We start from the raw sequence: 19662 nt of genomic DNA, 5'->3' as shown, positions 1-19662 counted from the left end.
CCAGTACCCAGTTTCAATGCAAAGAGGGATAATTTTCGTTAACAATTCTTAAGGAAAAACCAGAAAAATTAGCTGTACGGGGGATGATACCGTAGAAAAGGCAATAGAATAATCATCCTGATATGACTGACTCCCCTGAAATACCTTATTTATTACGCGCTGCCAAAGGAGAAATCTTACCCCGTCCTCCCGTGTGGATGATGAGACAAGCAGGACGTTATATGCAGATTTATCGGGAATTGCGGGATAAATACCCCAGTTTTCGGGAAAGATCGGAAAATGCCGATTTAGCGATCGAAATCTCCCTGCAACCTTGGCGCGCTTTTCAACCAGATGGGGTGATCATGTTCTCCGATATCCTCACTCCCTTGGCGGGAATTGGTATTCCCTTTGATATTATCGAAAGTAAGGGGCCGATTATCGATTCTCCCATTCGTACTCAAGCGCAGGTGGACCAACTTAATCCCCTCGATCCCGATCAGTCTTTACCTTTTATCAAAACGATTTTAAAAACCCTGCGTCAAGAGGTGGGAAATAAATCCACTGTCCTCGGTTTTGTCGGAGCGCCTTGGACTTTAGCAGCCTATGCAGTGGAAGGGAAAGGTTCTAAAAGTTATTCTGTGATTAAAGGGATGGCTTTTTCGGAACCCTCGGTACTGCACCAATTTTTAGATAAATTAGCGGATATGATCGCCACCTATGTCCGTTATCAAATTGATTGTGGGGCGCAAGTGGTACAAATGTTCGATTCTTGGGCGGGTCAATTAACTCCCCAAGATTACGATGTTTTTGCCTTACCCTATCAACAAAAAGTAGTTCGTTTGGTGAAAGAAACCCATCCCGATACACCCTTAATTCTCTACATTAGTGGCAGTGCTGGCGTTTTGGAAAGAATGGCTCAATCGGGGGTTGATATTATTAGCGTCGATTGGACCGTCGATATGGCGGAAGCGAGACAGCGTTTAGGCAAATCGATGATGGTTCAAGGTAATATCGATCCGGGGGTTTTATTCGGTTCCCAGTCCTTTATTCGCGAGCGGATTCTTGATACTATTCGTAAAGCGGGTAATCAAGGTCATATTCTCAATTTAGGTCATGGTGTTTTGGTGGGAACTCCTGAAGATAACGTGCGTTTCTTCTTTGAAACCGCTAAAGGATTTAGTTATCAATAAAGTTACTCAGGGAACAGGGGAAATGGGGAAATGGGGAAATGGGGGAATGGGGAAATGGGGAAATGGGGAAATGGGGGAATTCAACTAAAACCCTAAAACCCCAACACCCTTTTTTACTTTTGACTTTTTACTTTTGACTTTTTACTTTCACACTGTCCCCTAAATTCTGCCGTATCAATTAAAATAATGAAAAAAATATTTCTAACGGGTGTGAGTGGCTGTATTGGGCATTATATCGCTGAGATTTTACTGGAAAATCCCGACTATGAATTATATTTTTTAGTGCGTAATCCCGAGAAGTTAAAATTTACTTACCAAGGGCGATCAAATGTTCATATACTTTTAGGCGATATGGAAAATATTGGGGTATATGCGGAGCTTTTAAAAACAATGAATATAGCGGTTTTAATCGCTACCAGTTGGGGAGGAGAGGAGGAAAGTTATCAGATTAATGTGGTAAAAACCCTAGAATTAATTAGTTATTTAGATGCTCAAATCTGCGAGAAAGTCCTCTACTTTTCCACTGCCAGCATTCTCAATCAAAATAATCAACCTTTACCGGAAGCTGGGGAGATAGGAACTAATTATATCCGCACCAAATATATTTGTTATAGCAAATTTACTGACCTAGAAATCGCCGATAAAATTATCACTTTATACCCCACTTTTGTCTTAGGTGGTGACGAAAATAAACCCTATTCTCATATCTATGGTGGTTTACCGGATGTGTTGAAATATATCGGTTTAGTGCGTTGGTTTCAAGCTGATGGCAGTTTTCATTTTATCCATGCCAAAGATATAGCTCAAGTGGTGAATTATTTAATCGAAAATCCCGCACCAGAAAGCAAAATTGTCCTAGGCAATCAACGCACAACAGCTAACCAAGCAGTGGAGGAAATCTGTACTTATTTAAACAAAAAAATCTATTTTCGCATTCCTTTATCTTTAACTATTGCTAACTTTTTTATCAAAGTTTTTAACTTGCAGATGGAAGCATGGGACCGTTTTGCCATGAATTATCGCCACTTCACCCACATTAAAACCTATACTCCTGACGATTTTGGTTTAAAAAACTATTGTTCCACCCTCGATGATGTTTTAACCCTGCGAGGAATTCCCCGAAAAAAACCCTAAGTAGAGGGAACAGAAAAATATCTATAATTAATTCTGTCTGGATACTTACAGCGTTTCCTTAAAGATGAAATCTAACCTAATGTCTCTCTTAGGTTTGGTGGGTAAAATGTATTCTAAGATACAGTGTTGCCGGCGAGTGAGTGGAACGAACCACAGAGACACAAAGGACACAAAGATCGATCACTACTATATAAGTTATCACACAAAGATAAGAGAGCCACCTAATTCCGCGACTGACTCCCCAAAACGAAAAGTTCCTACCTCACCATTAAGATAACTGCTCTATCGGTGACTCTTAAATTAGTACAAATATATGAACAACTGCGTGTAAGCATCCCACCGAAAAACTAATGCGCTCCGGGGTTCGGGGGATTCTACCCCCAACGGGGGGTTTGGGTAGGGTTGATTCATGAATCAACCCTACCTTGAATCAACCCTACCTTGAATCAACCCTAGGGGCTTGGGGAATTCTACCCCCCAAAAGCTTGGCTTGAGTGATAAAATCAGAAATAATGCCCAACTCTTAATGCCAAATAGACTAATCTTGAAATTGTCTAGCATGAAATTGAGCGTAACGACCATTAAGATTTAATAACTCCTCGTGATTACCCACCTCGATAATTTCACCCTTTTCTAAAACTAAAATACGGTTAGCTTTTCTGACAGTTGCTAATCGGTGAGCAATAACAAATACTGTGCGCTCCGTCATAATTCTTTCTAAAGCTTCCTGCACTAAAGCTTCCGATTCCGAATCGAGCGCTGAAGTTGCTTCATCTAAAATTAAAATTCTCGGATTAGATAAAACCGCTCGCGCGATGGCGATTCTTTGTCTTTGTCCACCCGATAAATTAACACCCCTTTCTCCCACATAGGTATAGTAACCCTGGGAAAGTTCACCGATAAATTGATGAGCATTGGCAATTTTTGCCGCTTTTTCCACCTCTTGCAGATTAAAATCTCCCTGGCCAAAAGCGATATTTTGGGCTATAGTACCAGAAAAGAGAATATTTTCCTGCAAAACTACGCCAATTTGTCGCCGGAGACTTTTTAAAGTCACATCACGAATATCCACCCCATCGATTAAAATCTTGCCGGAAGTGGGGTCATAAAAACGCAATAAAAGATTAACTAAAGTGGTTTTTCCCGCTCCCGATGCTCCCACTAAAGCAATCATTTCGCCAGCGTGTGCAGTAAAACTAATATTTTTTAAAACCTGTCTGTCCTCATTGTAAGAAAAATTTACTTGACAATATTCAACTTCTTTGCTATGGGGTTGCAGATTGATCGCATTCGGTTTTTCGGTAATTGTTGGCAAAATAGCTAACAATTCAAAAATCCGATCCATGGAGGCTTGACCCTGTTTAAATTGATTATAATTACTGGTAATATGGGCGATGGGATCGATTAACATTGCCACCGCTGCCACATAACTAACAAAGTCAATTCCAGTTAAATTCTTTTGGGAAATTTGCCAACCAGCGAGAAAGAATAAAAAGATGACACCGAGAGCTTGTAAGAATCCCACCACGACGTATTGTAAAGCTTTGGTGGATTCTGATAGGTATTGAGCGCGGCGATTTTCCTCCGCTTCTTGAGCAAAAAGCTCGGTTTGATAATCTTCAGCTGCGAAAGCTTGCACCACACGAATACCGCCAAAAACTTCGGTTAATAACGAAGAAAGATTAGATATTTTCGCTTGGGCGCGACGAGCATATTGTAATAATTTTTCACCAAAAAATCCCACCAAAACTCCCAACAAAGGAGCGATAATAATGACAGCGATCGTCAATTGCCAGTTAACAATAAACATATAGGCAAAGACGACAATTAACTGTAAGGCGGAGGGAATAAAATCATGGAAAAATTTATTAATTACTTCCCCAATGCGATCGATATCTTCCGTTAAACGATAGGATAAATCACCAGTTTTTGCTGTTTCAAAGTAATTTAAGCCGAGGGTTTGCAGATGTGCATAAACTTTTTTTCTTAATTCCAGGGCAATTTTTAAAGAAGCTTTTGCCATCAGGGAATCTTGCCCATACTGAGACATTCCCCGCAGTAAAAAAACCACTGCCCCCACCCCCGAAAGTGTCGCCAATGCTTGCACATTTCCCTCACCGATATATCTGGCCATTTGTCCAGCTAACCAAGCTAAAATCGGCCAAAATACCGTAAATCCGATCGTACAGATAAACGCCAAAATAATTGTTTGGGTTTGGGGACGGAGATAGGGAATGAGGTTCCAATAACTAGAGCGAGATTTCAAAATAATTTATCGCCTTTAAATATAAGTATTCGTGCAAAATTAATTTGCTAGTTGAGACAGTTATCAGTTATCAGTTATCAGATTTAAGTTTTAAGTGAGCAGTATTAAATAGAAGTTTCCTACTGTCTTTTCACTGTTTACTGTTTACTGTTTACTGATCACTGATTACTGTTTAGGCACTCTTGCACTTTGGCCAGAGGGTTAGTGAGAGGTATAATTAACCTTGCTTAGGTACTGAAGAAAAGGAGATTAACTAACAAATTTGCCTAAGGGGTTAATTGGGGTGTAGAGACGTTTTTAGTCCACGTCCCTACGATATTTTCCAATAATACAAAGTTATTTTGTGATCAAACCGCCACAGCTTGATGAATGTAGCCTAATTCCGTCAATTTGTTCCAGACTTTGGCGACACTTTCCTCTAAAGTCTCTAAATCAGTGCGACATTCCACTTCTGGGTTAAAAGGTGGTTCATAGGGATCGTCAATTCCCGTAAAAGACTTGATTTCGCCAGCACGCGCTCTTTTGTATAATCCTTTCACATCGCGCTCCTCACAGACGCTTAAGGGAGCATTCACGAAAACTTCGACAAAATTGCCGATTTTTCCCCGTACTTCCTCGCGAATCTCACGATAGGGAGAAATAGCTGAAACTAGGACAATTACACCGTGACGGGTAAGCAAATTAGACACAAAACCAATGCGACGGATATTTTCATCGCGATCCTCTTTACTAAATCCTAAACCTTTAGTGAGGTTCGTCCGTACTATATCGCCATCGAGAACCTCAATGGAATAACCTTCAGCGATTAATTTTGCCTGTAATGCCTCGGTAATCGTGCTTTTCCCCGCACCGCTCAATCCCGTTAACCAAACCGTCACGCCGCGCTGTTTCATAGTAATCATTAATAATACTTAAATCCTGTTTAGCGTACCATATCTCAGGGATCAGTGATCAGGAGATAGGAGTCAGGAGATAGGAGTCAGGAGTCAGGAGATAGGAGTCAGGAGATAGGAGACAGGAGATAGGAGACAGGAGACAGGAGACAGGAGACAGGAGACAGGAGATTATTTCTATTTATTCTCCCCACACCCCACACCCTACACCCCACACCCCACACCCCACTTCCCCACTTCCCCACACCCCACACCCCACACCCCACACCCCACACCCCCAAGCTGGTTGAAACAAACAACCTGTCACCACGATCACTGATAATGTAGGTTGAGTTACTGTCTTGAATTAAGGTAATGTTTAAGAAATTCCCCCCTCACACCCCGCTCATTCTTGGACTAGGTTCTGGGGTTGCGCTTTTTACTCTCACCAGTCTCTTTCTCTTTCACCCGAAAATTCTCGCTTGGCTCGATCGCAATAGTGCGTCGCTTCCTAGCCAAGATCCTAACCAACCCTCTGCCGTGGTTGATAGCGCTTCTTTGCCACAAACCGAGCGAGATGTCAAGTTAAAAGATGTTGCCGATGCCAACTCGCCCTCTTTAGAGCGTAGTCGCGCCCGCTATCTCTTGGCCATGGATTTATTGAGAAAATATGAAGGCGGTCCGGCTTTAAAACAATTAGAAGGCTTAGAAAAACAATATCCTGTCCTCGCTCCCCAGATTCTCCTCAAACAGGGACGCGCCCACGAATTAAGCAATGATAGTGAAAAAGCGCGAGAAATTTGGCAAAAATTAATTAAAACCTATCCCCAATCGCCCGTAGTGGCGGAAGCTTACCACTCTTTGGGCAAATACGACCCCAGTTATCATGAAAAATTGCTCAAGGAATACCCCCGACACCCGCGGACTTTGGCTTTAATTCGCCAACGTCTTCAAGAAAATCCCGATCAATTTCCCCTATGGTTACAGTTAGCCAAGGCTAATCCTTTTGATCCTACCCTCAATCAGGCCCGCGATCGTTTGGTGAAAGACTACGCCAATCAGTTAACTCCGGCGGATTGGGCAATGATTGGGGCGGGTTATTGGCAGTCGGGATTGTACGAAAAAGCCTATAAAGCCTACGCTAAAGCCACTCCTAGCCCCGAACAAGCCTATCGTTACGCCCGCGGGCTACAAATTGCCAAAAAACTGCCAGAAGCTCGCAGCGCTTACCAAAAATTAATTAAAACCTATCCCCAGGCCCCAGAAACCGGTTTGGGATTACTGCGACTCGCCCAAATTTCTCCTAACCGCGATGCCATAGCATATCTCGATCGCATTGTCAAGCAATTTCCCGATCGCGCTCCGGAAGCTTTGGAAGCGAAAGCCAAATTACTAGGATCAACTAATGCTCAGGCCGCTAGTCAAACATGGCAGACTTTATTAAATAAATACCCAAAATCCGACGAAGCCGCCGATTATCGCTGGTTAATGGCCCAAAGAGCCGCTAAATCCGGTGATTACGCCAAGGCGTGGCAGTGGGCGCAGCCAATTGCGGTTAATAATCCCGATAGTCAAATTGCCCCGAAAGCGGCCTTTTGGGTGGGAAAATGGGCGCAAAAACTCGGCAAAAACCAAGAAGCAAAACAAGCTTTTACCTACACTATTTCTCGTCATCCCCATTCCTATTATGCTTGGCGCTCGGCGGTTTTATTAGGTTGGGACGTGGGGGATTTTACCACTGTCCGCTCCTATAATCCTACCACCGTCAAACCCGCCACTCGTAACGATCCCCCCGCCGGTTCGGAAGCTTTCAAGGAATTATATCGAATTGGTGAAGATACGGATGCTTGGAATCTCTTCCAAGCAGAAATTGTTGATCCTTGGAATTTAACCGTTGACGAACAATTTAACCTCGGTGTCTATAAACTCTCTCGCAATCAAAATTTAGAAGGAATTAACCTGATTTGGCGCTTGCGAGAAAGAGATACCCCGGAGGAAAAGGAAGCCTGGAAAGTCCTGCGACAAAATGATAAATACTGGCACGCTTTATTCCCTTTTCCCTACTACGATAGCATCCTACAATGGTCTAAAGATAGACAATTAAATCCCCTGCTAGTGACAGCTTTAATCCGGCAAGAATCCCGCTTTGAAAAAGAAATTCGTTCTCCTGTGGGGGCAGTGGGATTAATGCAGATTATGCCCGATACGGGTAAATATATCGCGGGTAATACTGGCAATAAAAGTTATTCTTTAACTAATCCCGAAGATAACATTATGATGGGGACATGGTATCTCGATTATACCCACGGCAAATTCGCCGGAAATTCACTTTTTGCCGTGGCTAGTTATAACGCTGGACCTGGGGCAGTTTCCAAATGGAGACAGCGTTTCGATTTTAGCGATCCCGATGAATTTGTCGAGAATATTCCCTTTAGAGAAACTAAGGGTTATATAGAATCAGTGTTTGGTAATTATTGGAATTATCTCCAGATTTATAACCCCGAAATTCAAGAGCAAATGAAGAGAGTTGCTAACCCTTCCTAGTGGATTAATGGGGACGGGTGATTAACTCATTCCCTTAAAGTTATAATTAAATTGAAGATAGATCCCCCCTTAATCCCCCCTTAATAAGGGTGTGCCGATCCCCCCTTAATCCCCCCTTAATAAGGGTGTGCCGATCCCCCCTGCCCCCCTTGATAAGGGGGGTGCCGATAGGCGGGGGGATCCCCCTTAATAAGGGGGGCATCTGACAGTTTTTAACACCTAGCTACTTACTAACTTTTTTCCTAATTATGCAATCATTTAACTGGCAAACCGTCGATCGAGATTCTCCTTTTACTCGCCTAGATTTTCGGACAAAATTAACCATGATGATCGTGGTTACTCTCATCGCTTTTACTTGGGAAAGTCCTCTCGCTGGCGGTTTTCTAACTCTTATTGTCGCTTTAGCTTGTCTCTGGGCGGGGGTAAAATGGTCTTATCTCCTCACTATTTTAAAATTCATGGCTCCCTTTTATCTATTCTTATTAATTACCATGGGATTTTTTAATGTGGAACAGGTAAAAGCTTTAACGGGAAAAACTGAATTAACTCCCTTATTAACTGTCGGTTCTACTAAAATGACTGTGGAGGGAACCCTCTACGGTTTAAATGTTATCTTTAAAACTCTCACGATGGTTTTAATTATTCCCCTCGCTATTTTTACCACTGATATAAATCAGATGATGGTGAGTTTAACTAAAGCCAGAATTCCTTACAAAATAGTCTTTATTTTTTCCTCTACCTTGCGTTTATTTCCTCTCCTAGTAGAAGAATCTCGATCGATTATTTCTGCTCAAAGATTACGAGGATTAGCAATAGAAAAAATGGGTTGGCTGCAAAAAGGAAAAATTTATGCTTCCATCGCTGTACCTTTAATTTTAAATGCTATGGCTAAATCGCAAAAACTAGAGGTAGTTTTACAAGCTAAGGCTTTCTCTGGTGATCCTGATCGCACATTTTTACAGGAATCAATCTTAACCAATAAAGACTATTTATTAATTATTGGCTTTCTATTTTTATTGGTTTTGGCAATTATTCTCTATGTAAAATTCGGGGTGGGAAAATTTGCCTGGTTGTTTTAATATTAATCCCTATTGTATAGCTCGATCGATCTGGGTATATAAAGCTTCTAAATCCCCAGAATTGTCCAAAACAATATCAGCTAAGGCAATTTTTTCGGCTAAAGGCATTTGATTATTAATCCGAGCGATCGCTTGTTCTCTAGTTAAGTTATTTCTAGTCATTAAGCGTTGAATTTGTTGCTCGAAACTGCAATAAATCACCCAAATCTCTGTGACTAAATGGGTTAATTTGGCTTCAAACAATAAAGGGATAGAAAAAACAACTATCGGGGCTTCCAACTGCTCTAAATGCCGATTAAAACATTCTCTAACGTAGGGATGAATCTGACTTTCTAACCAGATTTTTTCCTCGGGATTATTAAAAATAATCTCTCCTAACTGTTGGCGATTAAGGGAATTATCCTCAGTTTTAACTTTTCTGCCATAACGCACCAAAATTCTCTCTAAAATTGCCGAACCTTTTTCCACTGCTTCCCGGGAATAAATATCCGCATCAAGGACGGGAATTTTGTAGATATTTTCTAAATAATTAGAAACCGTGGATTTACCACAGGCTATTCCCCCTGTTAATCCGATAATTCTTCTCGACATAAATTATTAAATTGCTAATCTCAATTAAGGTGCGTTACGCGCTCGCTAACACACCCTAAAGTTATAAACTCTCTATCTGTTGTAAAACTCTTGCTTGTACTTGTTGATAGGCAGTTTCCACATCTCCTAAATCGCGACGAAAACGATCCTTATCGAGAATGCGCGCTTGAGCATCCTCTTGGGTTTTATCCCAGAGACGACAGGTATCGGGGCTAATTTCATCACCTAGATAAATTTTGCCCGTTTTATCAACTCCAAATTCTAACTTAAAATCGACGAGAATAATCTGGCACTTATCAAAAAATTCTTGTAGATATTGATTGATTTGCAGGGCTAAATCTCGTAACTGATTGACTTGCCCCTCGCTGGCAATATCAATCACTTTTATGCGATCATGCGTTAACAAAGGATCGCCTAAAGCATCATCCTTGAGGTAAAATTCTACAAGAGGAAAAGGTAAAATTTTCCCCTCCTTTAATCCCGTTTGCTTGCACAAACTCCCGGCGGCGATATTTCTGACTACTACCTCCAAGGGAATGATTTTAATCGCCTTGACGCGCATTTCCCTAGAACTAGGGCGATCGATATAATGGGTGGGTATTCCTAGGGATTCTAACCATTGAAATAGGGCAGTGGAGACAGTACAGTTAATTTCCCCTTTACCGACAATTTGCCCGCGTTTTTGGGCATTAAAAGCGGTGGCATCGTCTTTGTAATAAGTGAGGAGAATATCAGGATCATCGGTTTGATAGAGAATTTTGGCCTTGCCTTCATAGAGTTTTTCCATAGTTATCATCCTTGGCAATTGATAGAAGAAAATCGATGGTTAATCAGATAGTGGCATCAGTAAATTTTGGCGATCAACCTAGACAAAAAATTTATCTTATCAGAGGGATAATTGTTGAGAAAAATAATGTATAATTGCTGCTTAAAGATAAATGCCAACATTTGGCGACCGAATCTTAACCTATAACCAAAAAGTGTCACGATACCAGGGGTCAACTTTTGGCGAATCAGTCAAGTTTTTACTTAAATCCTCAATGATAGCCAACAACTGATATTATCTCCCATTACCATTACCGAAAAATCTAAAGAAATTCCGAAAAATTACCCGCCGTCGCCCTATGAATCAGAATCCTCCTAACGATGATAACCCGAATCCCCCCGATCGCCGCAAGGAGGATTTTCTCTATCCTCGCGCCCCCTACTATGGGGAATTTAAGCCAGAAAACTTGCTATTTAACGCCAATTTACAGGAATTTGCCCAAAAAGTCAGTTTTATTTGTAATCTGGAAACGGGGGGCAAAATCAGTTCTCTAGAAGCCTACCAAAAAATTAAAGCCCTCTGGAAAGACTTAAAACAGAGCAAAAAAGGCCTAGGCATTGGGGAAAATCCCTTTAAAAAAGATGATGACATCTAAAGGATAATCAGGAAAAATCGGGTGCATCTCAATTTTGTAGAAATATCTATATTACAGGGCGCACGCGGTGCGCCCCTACTATTGGCGCAATAATATTATTGTAGGGGCGAATTGCATTCGCCCTCTTTGAATAACTGCTGCTGCTCACCATAAGTGAGAGAAAGTCACAAATATCAGATGCACCCGAAAAATCTCCTGGGTTGATCAAAAATACTGGGACAGAAATATTTTCTGTCCCCATAGAATTAGATGAGCAAACGCTTAAAAATTACCGTGATTTTGGATGGCAGTTTCTAATTTTGTCACCACTTCCTCAACGCTAATTACTCCTAAATCGCCCGTGGCACGGGTGCGAATACTTAAACTATTACTTTCCATTTCTTTTGCCCCCACCACTGCCATCACGGGAATTTTTGCGGTTTCAGCATTGCGAATCATTTTACCCAAACGTTCGCCACTGGTATCGGTTTCGGCGCGAATTCCTAACAATTGCATTTTCGCTGTCACCTCTTTAGCGTAATCCAATTGACTATCACTAACCGGTAATAATCGTATCTGGACAGGGGCTAACCAAAGAGGAAAATCGCCTGCGTATTCTTCGATTAAAATACCGATTAAACGTTCCAAAGAACCAAAAGGTGCGCGATGAATCATCACCGGACGTTTACGATTACCATCTTCGGCAACGTATTCTAATTCAAAACGTTCGGGTAAATTATAATCTACCTGTACCGTTCCTAACTGCCATTCTCTTTCGAGGGCATCTTGGAAAATAAAGTCTAATTTTGGACCATAAAAAGCCGCTTCTCCGGGGGCTTCAAAATAATCCATCCCCAAAGTTTGCACCGCTTTTCTAATCGCTGATTCTGCCTTTTCCCAAGCTTCATCGGAACCGATATACTTATCCGATTCGGGGTCACGAAAACTCAATCGCGCCTTAAAATTCTTTAATTGTAAACTCTTAAACACCGTCAAAATTAAATCAACAACGCTTAAAAATTCCTTGTCTAATTGTTCGGGAGTGACAAACAAATGGGAATCATCGACGGTAAAACCGCGAACTCTAGTTAATCCTCCCAATTCTCCCGATTGTTCGTAACGGTAAACTGTACCGAATTCTGCCAGACGCATCGGCAATTCCCGATAGGATCTCAAATCACTTTTATAGATTTGAATATGAAAAGGACAGTTCATCGGTTTGAGGACAAATCCTATTTCCTTACTAGCAGATTCCTCATCGTCTGCCATCATGGGAAACATATCTTCTTTGTACTTTTGCCAGTGACCGGAAATTTTAAACAAATCGACGCGAGCAATATGGGGAGTAACTACGGGTAAATAACCGCGTTTTAACTGTTCTTTTTTCAGAAAATCTTCTAACAAAGAACGAATTAAAGTTCCTTTGGGTGTCCATAAAGGCAATCCAGGACCGACAGAATCAGAGAAAATAAATAAACCTAATTCTTTGCCTAATTTCCGATGGTCTCGTTTCAGTGCTTCTTCCTTACGGCGCTTGTATTCGGCTAATTGTTGGGGATTTTCCCAAGCTGTGCCATAAATGCGCTGCAATTGGGCTTTATTCTCATCCCCGCGCCAATAAGCACCCGCTACCGTCTCTAATTCGATCGCTTTCGGGTCTAGTTCACTTGTATTGTCTAGGTGCGGACCGGCGCACAAATCCCACCAAGCGTCCCCAAGATGATAAAGGGTGATGGGTTCTTGAATTCCCGCCAGAATTTCCAGCTTATAGGGTTCATTAATCGCTTTAATGCGCTTTTCCGCCTCTTCCCGAGAAACTTGCTCGCGAATCACCGGCAGTTTTTTATTGATAATTTTGACCATCTCTTTTTTGATGTCCTTGAGATCCTTATCGGTAAAAGGTTCCGGCACATCAAAATCGTAGTAAAATCCGGTTTCAGTCCAAGGCCCGATAGTAACTTGGGCTTTCGGGAATAATTTTTGCACCGCCATGGCCATAACATGGGAGGTGGTGTGACGAATGCGCTTAAGGTGGTCGGATTCGCTGGTTTTCGGTAGTTTAATCGGGGCTTGGTTATCCATATCTCTTCAATTTACACCTTCTCTATTCTCTATTTTAATAGTAAAAGGAGTCTTTAGTGAGGAAAAAAATCAGGATAGATATCAATGCCATTTCCCCTCATCTCTAACCTCTAACCCCTCATCTCTATTTCTCGATGAAAAAACTAATTTTATCCTGTTTATTTTTGGGATTGGTTGCTTGTAATCCTTCGGTTAATACCACCGATAACCAAAAACCTAAGGTAATCTCCACTAGCACAATTATCGCCGATTTAACCGCACGAGTAGGCGGTGAAGAAATTGACCATCAAGACATTTTAAAACCGGGGGATGATCCCCACGTTTATGAACCCGTTCCCGCCGATAGTGTAGCTTTAGAAAAAGCCGATTTAATTCTCTATAACGGTTATAATCTCGAACCGGGGTTAATTAAAATGATCAATTCTACGGGAATTAAAGCTAAAAAAGTGGCCGTGGGAGAAGCAATCAAGCCTTTACAATTGGAAAAAGAGGGGCAGAAAGTCCCCGATCCCCACGTTTGGGGTTCGGCTAAAAATGGTATAATCATGGTGAAAAAAATCCGAGATCAATTGATTGAATTAAGTCCCGAAGATAAAGAGATTTTTACCCAAAATGCCGCCCAATTAATCGCAGAATTAGAAAATCTTGATCGCTGGATTGCTGCGGCTATTGAAACTATCCCCCCTTCCCAAAGACAATTAGTCACCACTCATGACGCTTTTCAGTATTATGCTCATGCCTATGGTTTAAAAGTAGCGGGAACTTTAATTGGTATTAGTACCGAAGAACAACCAAGCGCCCAAACGGTGAAAAATTTAGCCGATGCTATTAAAAATCTCCGGGTTCCTGCTATCTTTGCCGAGACGACTATTAATCCCGCTTTAATTACCACTGTAGCCGAAGAAGCGGGGGTGAAATTAGCACCACAACAATTATATTCTGATTCGATCGGCGCGGTGGGTACTGGGGGCGATAGTTATGTAAAAATGCTGAAAGAAAATACGCGCTCGATCGTAGAATCTTTAGGGGGAAAAGTACCCGAATAAAAATAAATAATTGGGGGAAGTGGGGAAGTGGGGAATTTGGGTGATGGGGGTGCGTTACCCTAGGCTAACACCCCCACGGGGTTTATTTGCCGAATCCTTTACCGCGATTGACAGCAGGTAAACTGAGACAATTGTTAATCTGTTCTTTTAGGGTTTCATGATCGAGATTTTGACCGATAAGAACTAGCTGATTTTTCGGACTACCTTTCCATTCGTCATCTTCGAGAGTGAAACGTTTACCACTAAGGTGAAAAATATGACGTTTAGGACTTTCATCAAACCAGAGAATACCCTTAGCGCGGAAAACGCTTTCTGGTAACTGATTATCGAGGAAATACTGGAACTTCCGAATCGAAAAAGGTTGGTCACTAGCAAAGGAAATAGAAGTAAATCCATCCACCTCTAAATGATTAGAATGATCGTGATGATCGTGATCGTGGTGGTGATGGTCGTGATCATGATCGCAATGGTCGTGATCGTGGTCGTGGTGATGATGGTCGTGGTGTTCTTCCTCTGTGTCGAAATATTTATCCGATTCAAATAGTCCGACGCTGAGAATTAAGGGTAAAGGAACCTGACTTTTGCTAGTACGAAGAATTCTCGCTCCTTGCTTCATGTCCCGGATTCTTATTTCTAAAGAATCCACATCAGCTTCATCCACTAGATCGGTTTTATTGAGAACAATAATATCACCGTAGGTGATTTGACTTAAGGCCGCTTGCGAGTTGAATAAATCGAGACTAAAATTGGCACAATCCACCATGGTGACAATGGAATCTAAACGGGTCATTTCGCGTAATTCCGTCCCTAAAAAGGTTAAAGCTACCGGTAAAGGATCGGCTAATCCCGTGGTTTCTACGACTAAATAATCGATTTTTTCGGGACGTTCGAGAACTTTATAAACTGCTTGAATTAAATCCTCGTTAATCGTGCAGCAAATACAGCCATTATTTAATTCTACCATGCTGTCATCACTACTGATAATCAGTTCGTTATCGATACCGATTTCACCGAATTCATTGACAAGAACAGCAGTTTTTAATCCCTGTTGATTGCTGAGAATATGATTGAGAAGAGTAGTCTTACCACTACCAAGAAACCCAGTAATAATTGTTACCGGTAGCCCTTTTTTTGGCACTGACATCGTGTTAATAGCTTGTGATTCGACGGTTTGCATAATAATTTGGGGGTGAGTATTCTGTCACTAAAAAGCGATTTTTCGGGATGAGATGGCTAGTTTTTCTTGATCGAACAGTCTCCACTCGATCGCCGACTATTTTTATTGTAGATATTTTTGGACCACATCCCATCCTGTTAGGGTAACAAAAAGAAAACCCAGAAACAATAAAAGATTAGTGCCGATGTGGAGAGACCGCGCTAGAGGTGGACGAGTTGTAATGTTCAGGCCGGTAATTGCCGAAACAAAAACCAGAAAAACCACCGATAAACCCGCTATCAGGTGGGAAGAGTGGCCTAAACTGCCATAATGACCGATTGTTCCCACTAATCCGATTCCCAGCAGAATTAAGACCAAAGCAACCATGATCAGGCCGCTGAGGAGATGAAAGGGTCTTAACCATTTCGGTCGAGATTGGCCCGCAAGTCGTCGATAACCCATGTTTACCCCCGAAACTGCCAGTAAAAAATAGGCAAAGAGGGTAAATCCCATCGACCAAGCGGCAATTTTCCATAACCAGAGAAAGGAGGGGAGATTCATAGGGGTGGGATTATTGTTAGCAAGGAAAGGGACGACCGATCGTGTTAATTTAAGTTTACCGGACAAAAATCAGCAAGTTAGGGCTAATATGTCTCATCTCACCATCGACACGGAAAATAATCAGCGTCAACCCTTTGAATTACCGGGGGCTAAACCCCATTATAACCCCGATCGACCCGGACAAGTTAATCATATTTTTCTCGATTTAATTATTGATATTCCCGGACAAAGTTTTGATGGTAGCTGTCAGATTACCCTCACCCCCATTCGTCAGGGAATTAGCAGTTTAATCCTGGATGCGGTGGATTTAAATATTAATTCTGTGTTCATTGAAGGTATCAGTCAACCCTTTGACTATGATCGTTCTCTCCTGACTATTCATCTGCTACAACCCACCACCGATAAACCGATTATCCTGACGATTAACTATCAGGTTAAGCAACCACAACGGGGATTATATTTTATCGCCCCCGACGAATATTATCCCGACAAACCGATGCAAGTTTGGACCCAGGGAGAAGAGGAAGATTCTCGCTTTTGGTTTCCCTGTTTTGATTACCCTGGCCAATTAGTCACTTCCGAAATTCGGGTTAAAATTACCCAACCCTATATCGCTATTTCTAACGGGGAATTAATCTCGGTGGCAACCGTTGGTGAGGACAGAATTTATCACTGGTCACAAAAGCAAATTCATCCCACCTATTTAATGACTCTTGCGGTGGGAAATTTTGCTGAATTACGGGACTCATGGAATGGTGTTCCTGTCACTTATTATGTGGAAAAAGGACGGGAAGAAGAGGGACAAAGAAGTATGGGTAAAACTACCCGCATGATCGAGTTTTTTAGCCAAAAGTTTGGTTATCCCTATCCCTATCCTAAATACGCACAAGTTTGCGTAGATGATTTTATTTTTGGTGGGATGGAAAATACTTCCACCACAATTTTAACCGATCGCTGTTTAATTGATCAAAGAGCCAGCATCGATCATACTTGGACAGAAAGCTTAGTTGCCCATGAATTAGCTCATCAATGGTTCGGTGATTTAGTGGTAATTAAACACTGGTCTCACGCTTGGATTAAAGAGGGAATGGCCTCCTATTCTGAGGTTTTATGGACAGAATCGGAATACGGAAAAGCTGATGCTAGTTATTATTTATTAGGGGAAGCAAGAAGTTATTTAGAAGAAGATGCTTCCCGCTATCGTCGTCCCATTGTTACTCATGTTTATCGAGAAGCGATCGAACTTTATGATCGTCATCTCTACGAAAAAGCTGCTTGTGTTTATCACATGATCCGCTCTATTTTAGGGGAAGATTTATTTGCAAAAGCGATTCATACTTTTGTGCGGGATAATGCCCATAAAACCGTAGAAACCGTGGACTTATTAAGGGCGATCGAAAAAGCGACTGGCTACAATTTATTATTCCTCTTTGATCAGTACGTTTATCGCGGTGGTCATCCCGATTATAAGGTCGCTTACAGTTGGGACAATGAGAATAATTTAGCCCAATTAACTGTCACCCAAACCCAGGACGAAAAGGAACTATTCGACTTGAAAATTCCCGTCGCTTTTGCCTATCTCAACTCTGAGGATATTACCTACAATCTGCGGATTCACCAAAAAGAACAAAGTTTCTATTTTCCCCTAGCACAAAAGCCCGATTTTGTCAAGTTTGATCGGGGTAATAATTTCCTCAAAACCGTCACTCTTGAGTATCCCATCGGCGAATTAAAAGCGCAATTACAACAGGATCCCGATCCGATTTCCCGTATCTATGCAGCCATAGCCATTGCTAAAAAAGGCGGTTTAGAAGCGATCGAAGCTTTAGGGATATCCCTAGAAAATGAGCCTTTTTGGGGTGTGCGTGTGGAGGTGGCCAAACAGTTAGCGACTCTTCGGTTAGATCAGGCGGTTACTGCTTTAATTAAAGGTTTAAACGATGAAAAAGCACAAGTCCGTCGGGCAGTTGTCGAGGGATTAAGTGAAATTAAAACCTTAGATAGTTATAACGCGCTTAAATCCCTACTAGAAACCGGAGATGCTAGTTATTATGTGGAAGCGGCCACGGCGCGAGGATTAGGCTCCATGGCCGTGGGACAATTGCAAAATAAAGAAGGGGAAATTATTGACCTGCTCAATCATATTTTACAGTCAAGAAAGGGGTGGAATGAGGTAGTAAGAGCGGGCGCAATTGGCGGTTTAAGCCAGTTAAAAACCTCGCTGGCGGCTTTAGAGTCAATTTTGACCTACACGGCTTTAGGCACGCCTCAACCCCTGAGATTAGCAGCTATCCGCGCCCTGGGAGCGATTTCTTCGGGACAAACCACCGACAAATTAACCGTAATTTTGGAACGTTTAGAAACTATTGCCAAGGAAACTTTTTTCTTGACGCAGGTGGCAGTGTGTAACGCTTTAGGACAGATAGAAAATGCCAAAGCTATCGCTATTTTACAAGCTTTGAGCGATCGAACTCCCGATGGTCGCGTCCGTCGTGTAGCGGAGGAAGCAGTACAAAAAGTCCAGAAAAAATTAGGTTCCGACAAAGCAATTCAGGAAATTCGCGAGGAATTAGAAAAAATGAAACAGGAAAATCAGGAACTTAAAAGTCGTTTGACGAAATTAGAGGCGAAAAATAGTTAGTTAACCTGAGTTATCAGTTATCAGTCAATATCAATACTTATCAGTCAGTGCAACAGAAAGCGGGTTTCTGGTAAATATCTAAATTAACGCTCAAATTTTTTGTTAAGAAACCCGCTTTCTCCGAGCTTGTTGAGTGAGAACAGAGTAGCTCGATCGATACATCCGAACAACAAAAAAGCACCCCTTTTCGAGGATGCCCTTTTATCTAATGATTTAGACGCTAACTGATTGAAATGCCAAAAATAGGGAATTTATGGACTTTCCCATCAAAGTCAGGTTAGATTATGACCATTTCTTAATTAAAAAACCCACCAAAGAAAACAGGCCTAACCCTAAAATAGAACTAGGCTCCGGTACTAACGAAATCATTAGTTATAGTCATTTCAGATAAGTCTGATACACTCTATACCGACAAAACCCTTATGAACTCTGGGATTAATATTCTCAATTTTAATTGAAATGACTATAGGGACTGGCGTAGAAATAATATCCCAGCCAGAAAATCGCTCCGTAGAAAAACCAGACCAGCCAGATGGTACATTATCAAAGCGCAAGTCCCTTAGGGTGATCAGCAAACCTGAGCGAGCGGAGGGCGCAAGCATTGCGCCCCTACAGTAACGGATTTTGTCCACAATGTAGGGGCGAACTGCGTTCGCCCAAAAGGTACATTATCAAAGCGCAAGTCCCATACCTTACTGACCGCAGATTCCGCAAAGCTTCCACGCTCGAGCGTTGACCCGCATCTTCATCAAGGTAGAGACGGATTTGACTCATTACAATTCACCGGCTCGATATCGGGATTCCCAGTCTTCACAATCGGCTCGGTAAGCATCGATATCGGCCTCTATCTGTTCTTTATTCGCGTGATAATACGCTAGATCGCTATAAATTTGAGCCAGACTTAATTGAGGATACTCTTTAGCGATCGCTTCGGCACTCATTCCCGTTTTATGATCCATGACTAAACTTTGAATCGTGATTAGACCTCTTGCATAAATCCGAAAACAAACGATAGAAACAATAATGGGAGGGACTTTCAGTTAATTATTTATTAGTAGTTGATAATCTTCAAAAATGTTGCTGTACAAGGATCGACTTAAGACTTTTGCAAGAGGTCT

At 41.8% G+C, this 19662-nt stretch carries 16 protein-coding genes; 7 read left to right on the top strand and 9 right to left on the bottom strand.

Annotated features, from left to right (window positions below):
• The first annotated feature begins 122 nt into the window (after positions 1-122).
• Both hemE and IM496_RS03295 read left to right on the top strand, forming a co-directional pair.
• Entirely contained in the window at positions 123-1172 is a 1050-nt protein-coding gene (gene hemE, locus IM496_RS03300; protein ID WP_287661225.1) for a uroporphyrinogen decarboxylase, read from the top strand.
• 186 nt (positions 1173-1358) lie between these two features.
• Positions 1359-2306 (top strand): NAD-dependent epimerase/dehydratase family protein, encoded by a 948-nt coding sequence (locus IM496_RS03295; protein WP_194018084.1) that lies wholly within the window; start codon positions 1359-1361, stop codon positions 2304-2306.
• Positions 2307-2844: 538 nt separating this feature from the next.
• Here IM496_RS03295 and IM496_RS03290 read toward each other — a convergent pair.
• Together IM496_RS03290 and cysC are read right to left on the bottom strand one after the other, a co-directional pair.
• The gene (locus tag IM496_RS03290; RefSeq protein ID WP_194018081.1) at positions 2845-4572 is read right to left on the bottom strand and encodes an ABC transporter ATP-binding protein; all 1728 of its coding nucleotides are present in this window, start codon (positions 4570-4572) and stop codon (positions 2845-2847) included.
• A 347-nt stretch (positions 4573-4919) separates the two neighbouring features.
• Complete coding sequence (gene cysC / locus IM496_RS03285) at positions 4920-5465, bottom strand: adenylyl-sulfate kinase (RefSeq protein WP_104395846.1); 546 nt, start codon at positions 5463-5465, stop codon at positions 4920-4922.
• A gap of 354 nt (positions 5466-5819) precedes the next feature.
• Between cysC and IM496_RS03280 the strand changes: the two genes are divergently transcribed.
• The gene (locus IM496_RS03280) at positions 5820-7988 is read left to right on the top strand and encodes a lytic transglycosylase domain-containing protein (protein WP_287661222.1); all 2169 of its coding nucleotides are present in this window, start codon (positions 5820-5822) and stop codon (positions 7986-7988) included.
• Positions 7989-8236: 248 nt separating this feature from the next.
• Entirely contained in the window at positions 8237-9067 is an 831-nt protein-coding gene (locus IM496_RS03275; protein ID WP_194015133.1) for an energy-coupling factor transporter transmembrane component T family protein, read from the top strand.
• Positions 9068-9076: 9 nt separating this feature from the next.
• On the opposite strand, the gene coaE is transcribed toward IM496_RS03275, so the two are convergent.
• Together coaE and purC are read right to left on the bottom strand one after the other, a co-directional pair.
• Positions 9077-9658, bottom strand: coding sequence for a dephospho-CoA kinase (gene coaE, locus IM496_RS03270; protein WP_194015135.1), 582 nt, complete (start codon positions 9656-9658; stop codon positions 9077-9079).
• A 61-nt stretch (positions 9659-9719) separates the two neighbouring features.
• The gene (purC, locus tag IM496_RS03265; RefSeq protein ID WP_287661220.1) at positions 9720-10445 is read right to left on the bottom strand and encodes a phosphoribosylaminoimidazolesuccinocarboxamide synthase; all 726 of its coding nucleotides are present in this window, start codon (positions 10443-10445) and stop codon (positions 9720-9722) included.
• A 337-nt stretch (positions 10446-10782) separates the two neighbouring features.
• Between purC and IM496_RS03260 the strand changes: the two genes are divergently transcribed.
• Complete coding sequence (locus IM496_RS03260; protein ID WP_194015139.1) at positions 10783-11079, top strand: DUF7219 family protein; 297 nt, start codon at positions 10783-10785, stop codon at positions 11077-11079.
• Positions 11080-11340: 261 nt separating this feature from the next.
• Here the strand turns inward: IM496_RS03260 and thrS are convergent, their stop codons facing one another.
• Positions 11341-13140 (bottom strand): threonine--tRNA ligase, encoded by a 1800-nt coding sequence (gene thrS, locus IM496_RS03255; protein ID WP_194015141.1) that lies wholly within the window; start codon positions 13138-13140, stop codon positions 11341-11343.
• 134 nt (positions 13141-13274) lie between these two features.
• On the opposite strand from thrS, the gene IM496_RS03250 reads away from it, so the two are divergent.
• Positions 13275-14186 (top strand): metal ABC transporter solute-binding protein, Zn/Mn family, encoded by a 912-nt coding sequence (locus tag IM496_RS03250; protein WP_194015143.1) that lies wholly within the window; start codon positions 13275-13277, stop codon positions 14184-14186.
• A gap of 82 nt (positions 14187-14268) precedes the next feature.
• On the opposite strand, the gene IM496_RS03245 is transcribed toward IM496_RS03250, so the two are convergent.
• Together IM496_RS03245 and IM496_RS03240 are read right to left on the bottom strand one after the other, a co-directional pair.
• A complete protein-coding gene (locus tag IM496_RS03245) occupies positions 14269-15363 on the bottom strand; it encodes a CobW family GTP-binding protein (RefSeq protein ID WP_287661219.1) in 1095 nt (364 codons plus the stop codon).
• A gap of 102 nt (positions 15364-15465) precedes the next feature.
• Positions 15466-15903, bottom strand: coding sequence for a DUF4079 domain-containing protein (locus IM496_RS03240; protein WP_016514615.1), 438 nt, complete (start codon positions 15901-15903; stop codon positions 15466-15468).
• Positions 15904-15907: 4 nt separating this feature from the next.
• Between IM496_RS03240 and IM496_RS03235 the strand changes: the two genes are divergently transcribed.
• Positions 15908-18544, top strand: a complete 2637-nt coding sequence (locus IM496_RS03235; protein WP_287661218.1) for a M1 family metallopeptidase — start codon at positions 15908-15910, stop codon at positions 18542-18544.
• Between the two features lie 282 nt (positions 18545-18826).
• Here the strand turns inward: IM496_RS03235 and IM496_RS22280 are convergent, their stop codons facing one another.
• On the bottom strand, positions 18827-18913 hold the full coding sequence (locus IM496_RS22280; protein ID WP_080600724.1) for a PEP-CTERM sorting domain-containing protein: 87 nt from the start codon (positions 18911-18913) through the stop codon (positions 18827-18829).
• A gap of 404 nt (positions 18914-19317) precedes the next feature.
• Positions 19318-19518, bottom strand: a complete 201-nt coding sequence (locus IM496_RS03230) for a DUF433 domain-containing protein (RefSeq protein ID WP_287661256.1) — start codon at positions 19516-19518, stop codon at positions 19318-19320.
• Positions 19519-19662: the final 144 nt, after the last annotated feature.

Origin of the sequence: Microcystis sp. M049S2 (genome assembly GCF_020245625.1) — a bacterium.
Taxonomy (GTDB): domain Bacteria; phylum Cyanobacteriota; class Cyanobacteriia; order Cyanobacteriales; family Microcystaceae; genus Microcystis; species Microcystis ichthyoblabe_A.
This window is presented reverse-complemented; position numbering and strand designations above follow the sequence as displayed.

Coding starts and splice junctions, on each gene's coding strand:
- coaE (WP_194015135.1), bottom strand. CDS start 9,658: ATGTCGAGAAGAATTATCGGATTAACAGGGGGAATAGCCTGTGGTAAA.
- cysC (WP_104395846.1), bottom strand. CDS start 5,465: ATGAAACAGCGCGGCGTGACGGTTTGGTTAACGGGATTGAGCGGTGCG.
- IM496_RS03250 (WP_194015143.1), top strand. CDS start 13,275: ATGAAAAAACTAATTTTATCCTGTTTATTTTTGGGATTGGTTGCTTGT.
- IM496_RS03260 (WP_194015139.1), top strand. CDS start 10,783: ATGAATCAGAATCCTCCTAACGATGATAACCCGAATCCCCCCGATCGC.
- IM496_RS03240 (WP_016514615.1), bottom strand. CDS start 15,903: ATGAATCTCCCCTCCTTTCTCTGGTTATGGAAAATTGCCGCTTGGTCG.
- IM496_RS03275 (WP_194015133.1), top strand. CDS start 8,237: ATGCAATCATTTAACTGGCAAACCGTCGATCGAGATTCTCCTTTTACT.
- IM496_RS03280 (WP_287661222.1), top strand. CDS start 5,820: ATGTTTAAGAAATTCCCCCCTCACACCCCGCTCATTCTTGGACTAGGT.
- IM496_RS03295 (WP_194018084.1), top strand. CDS start 1,359: ATGAAAAAAATATTTCTAACGGGTGTGAGTGGCTGTATTGGGCATTAT.
- IM496_RS22280 (WP_080600724.1), bottom strand. CDS start 18,913: ATGATTTCGTTAGTACCGGAGCCTAGTTCTATTTTAGGGTTAGGCCTG.
- IM496_RS03245 (WP_287661219.1), bottom strand. CDS start 15,363: ATGCAAACCGTCGAATCACAAGCTATTAACACGATGTCAGTGCCAAAA.
- purC (WP_287661220.1), bottom strand. CDS start 10,445: ATGGAAAAACTCTATGAAGGCAAGGCCAAAATTCTCTATCAAACCGAT.
- hemE (WP_287661225.1), top strand. CDS start 123: ATGACTGACTCCCCTGAAATACCTTATTTATTACGCGCTGCCAAAGGA.
- thrS (WP_194015141.1), bottom strand. CDS start 13,140: ATGGATAACCAAGCCCCGATTAAACTACCGAAAACCAGCGAATCCGAC.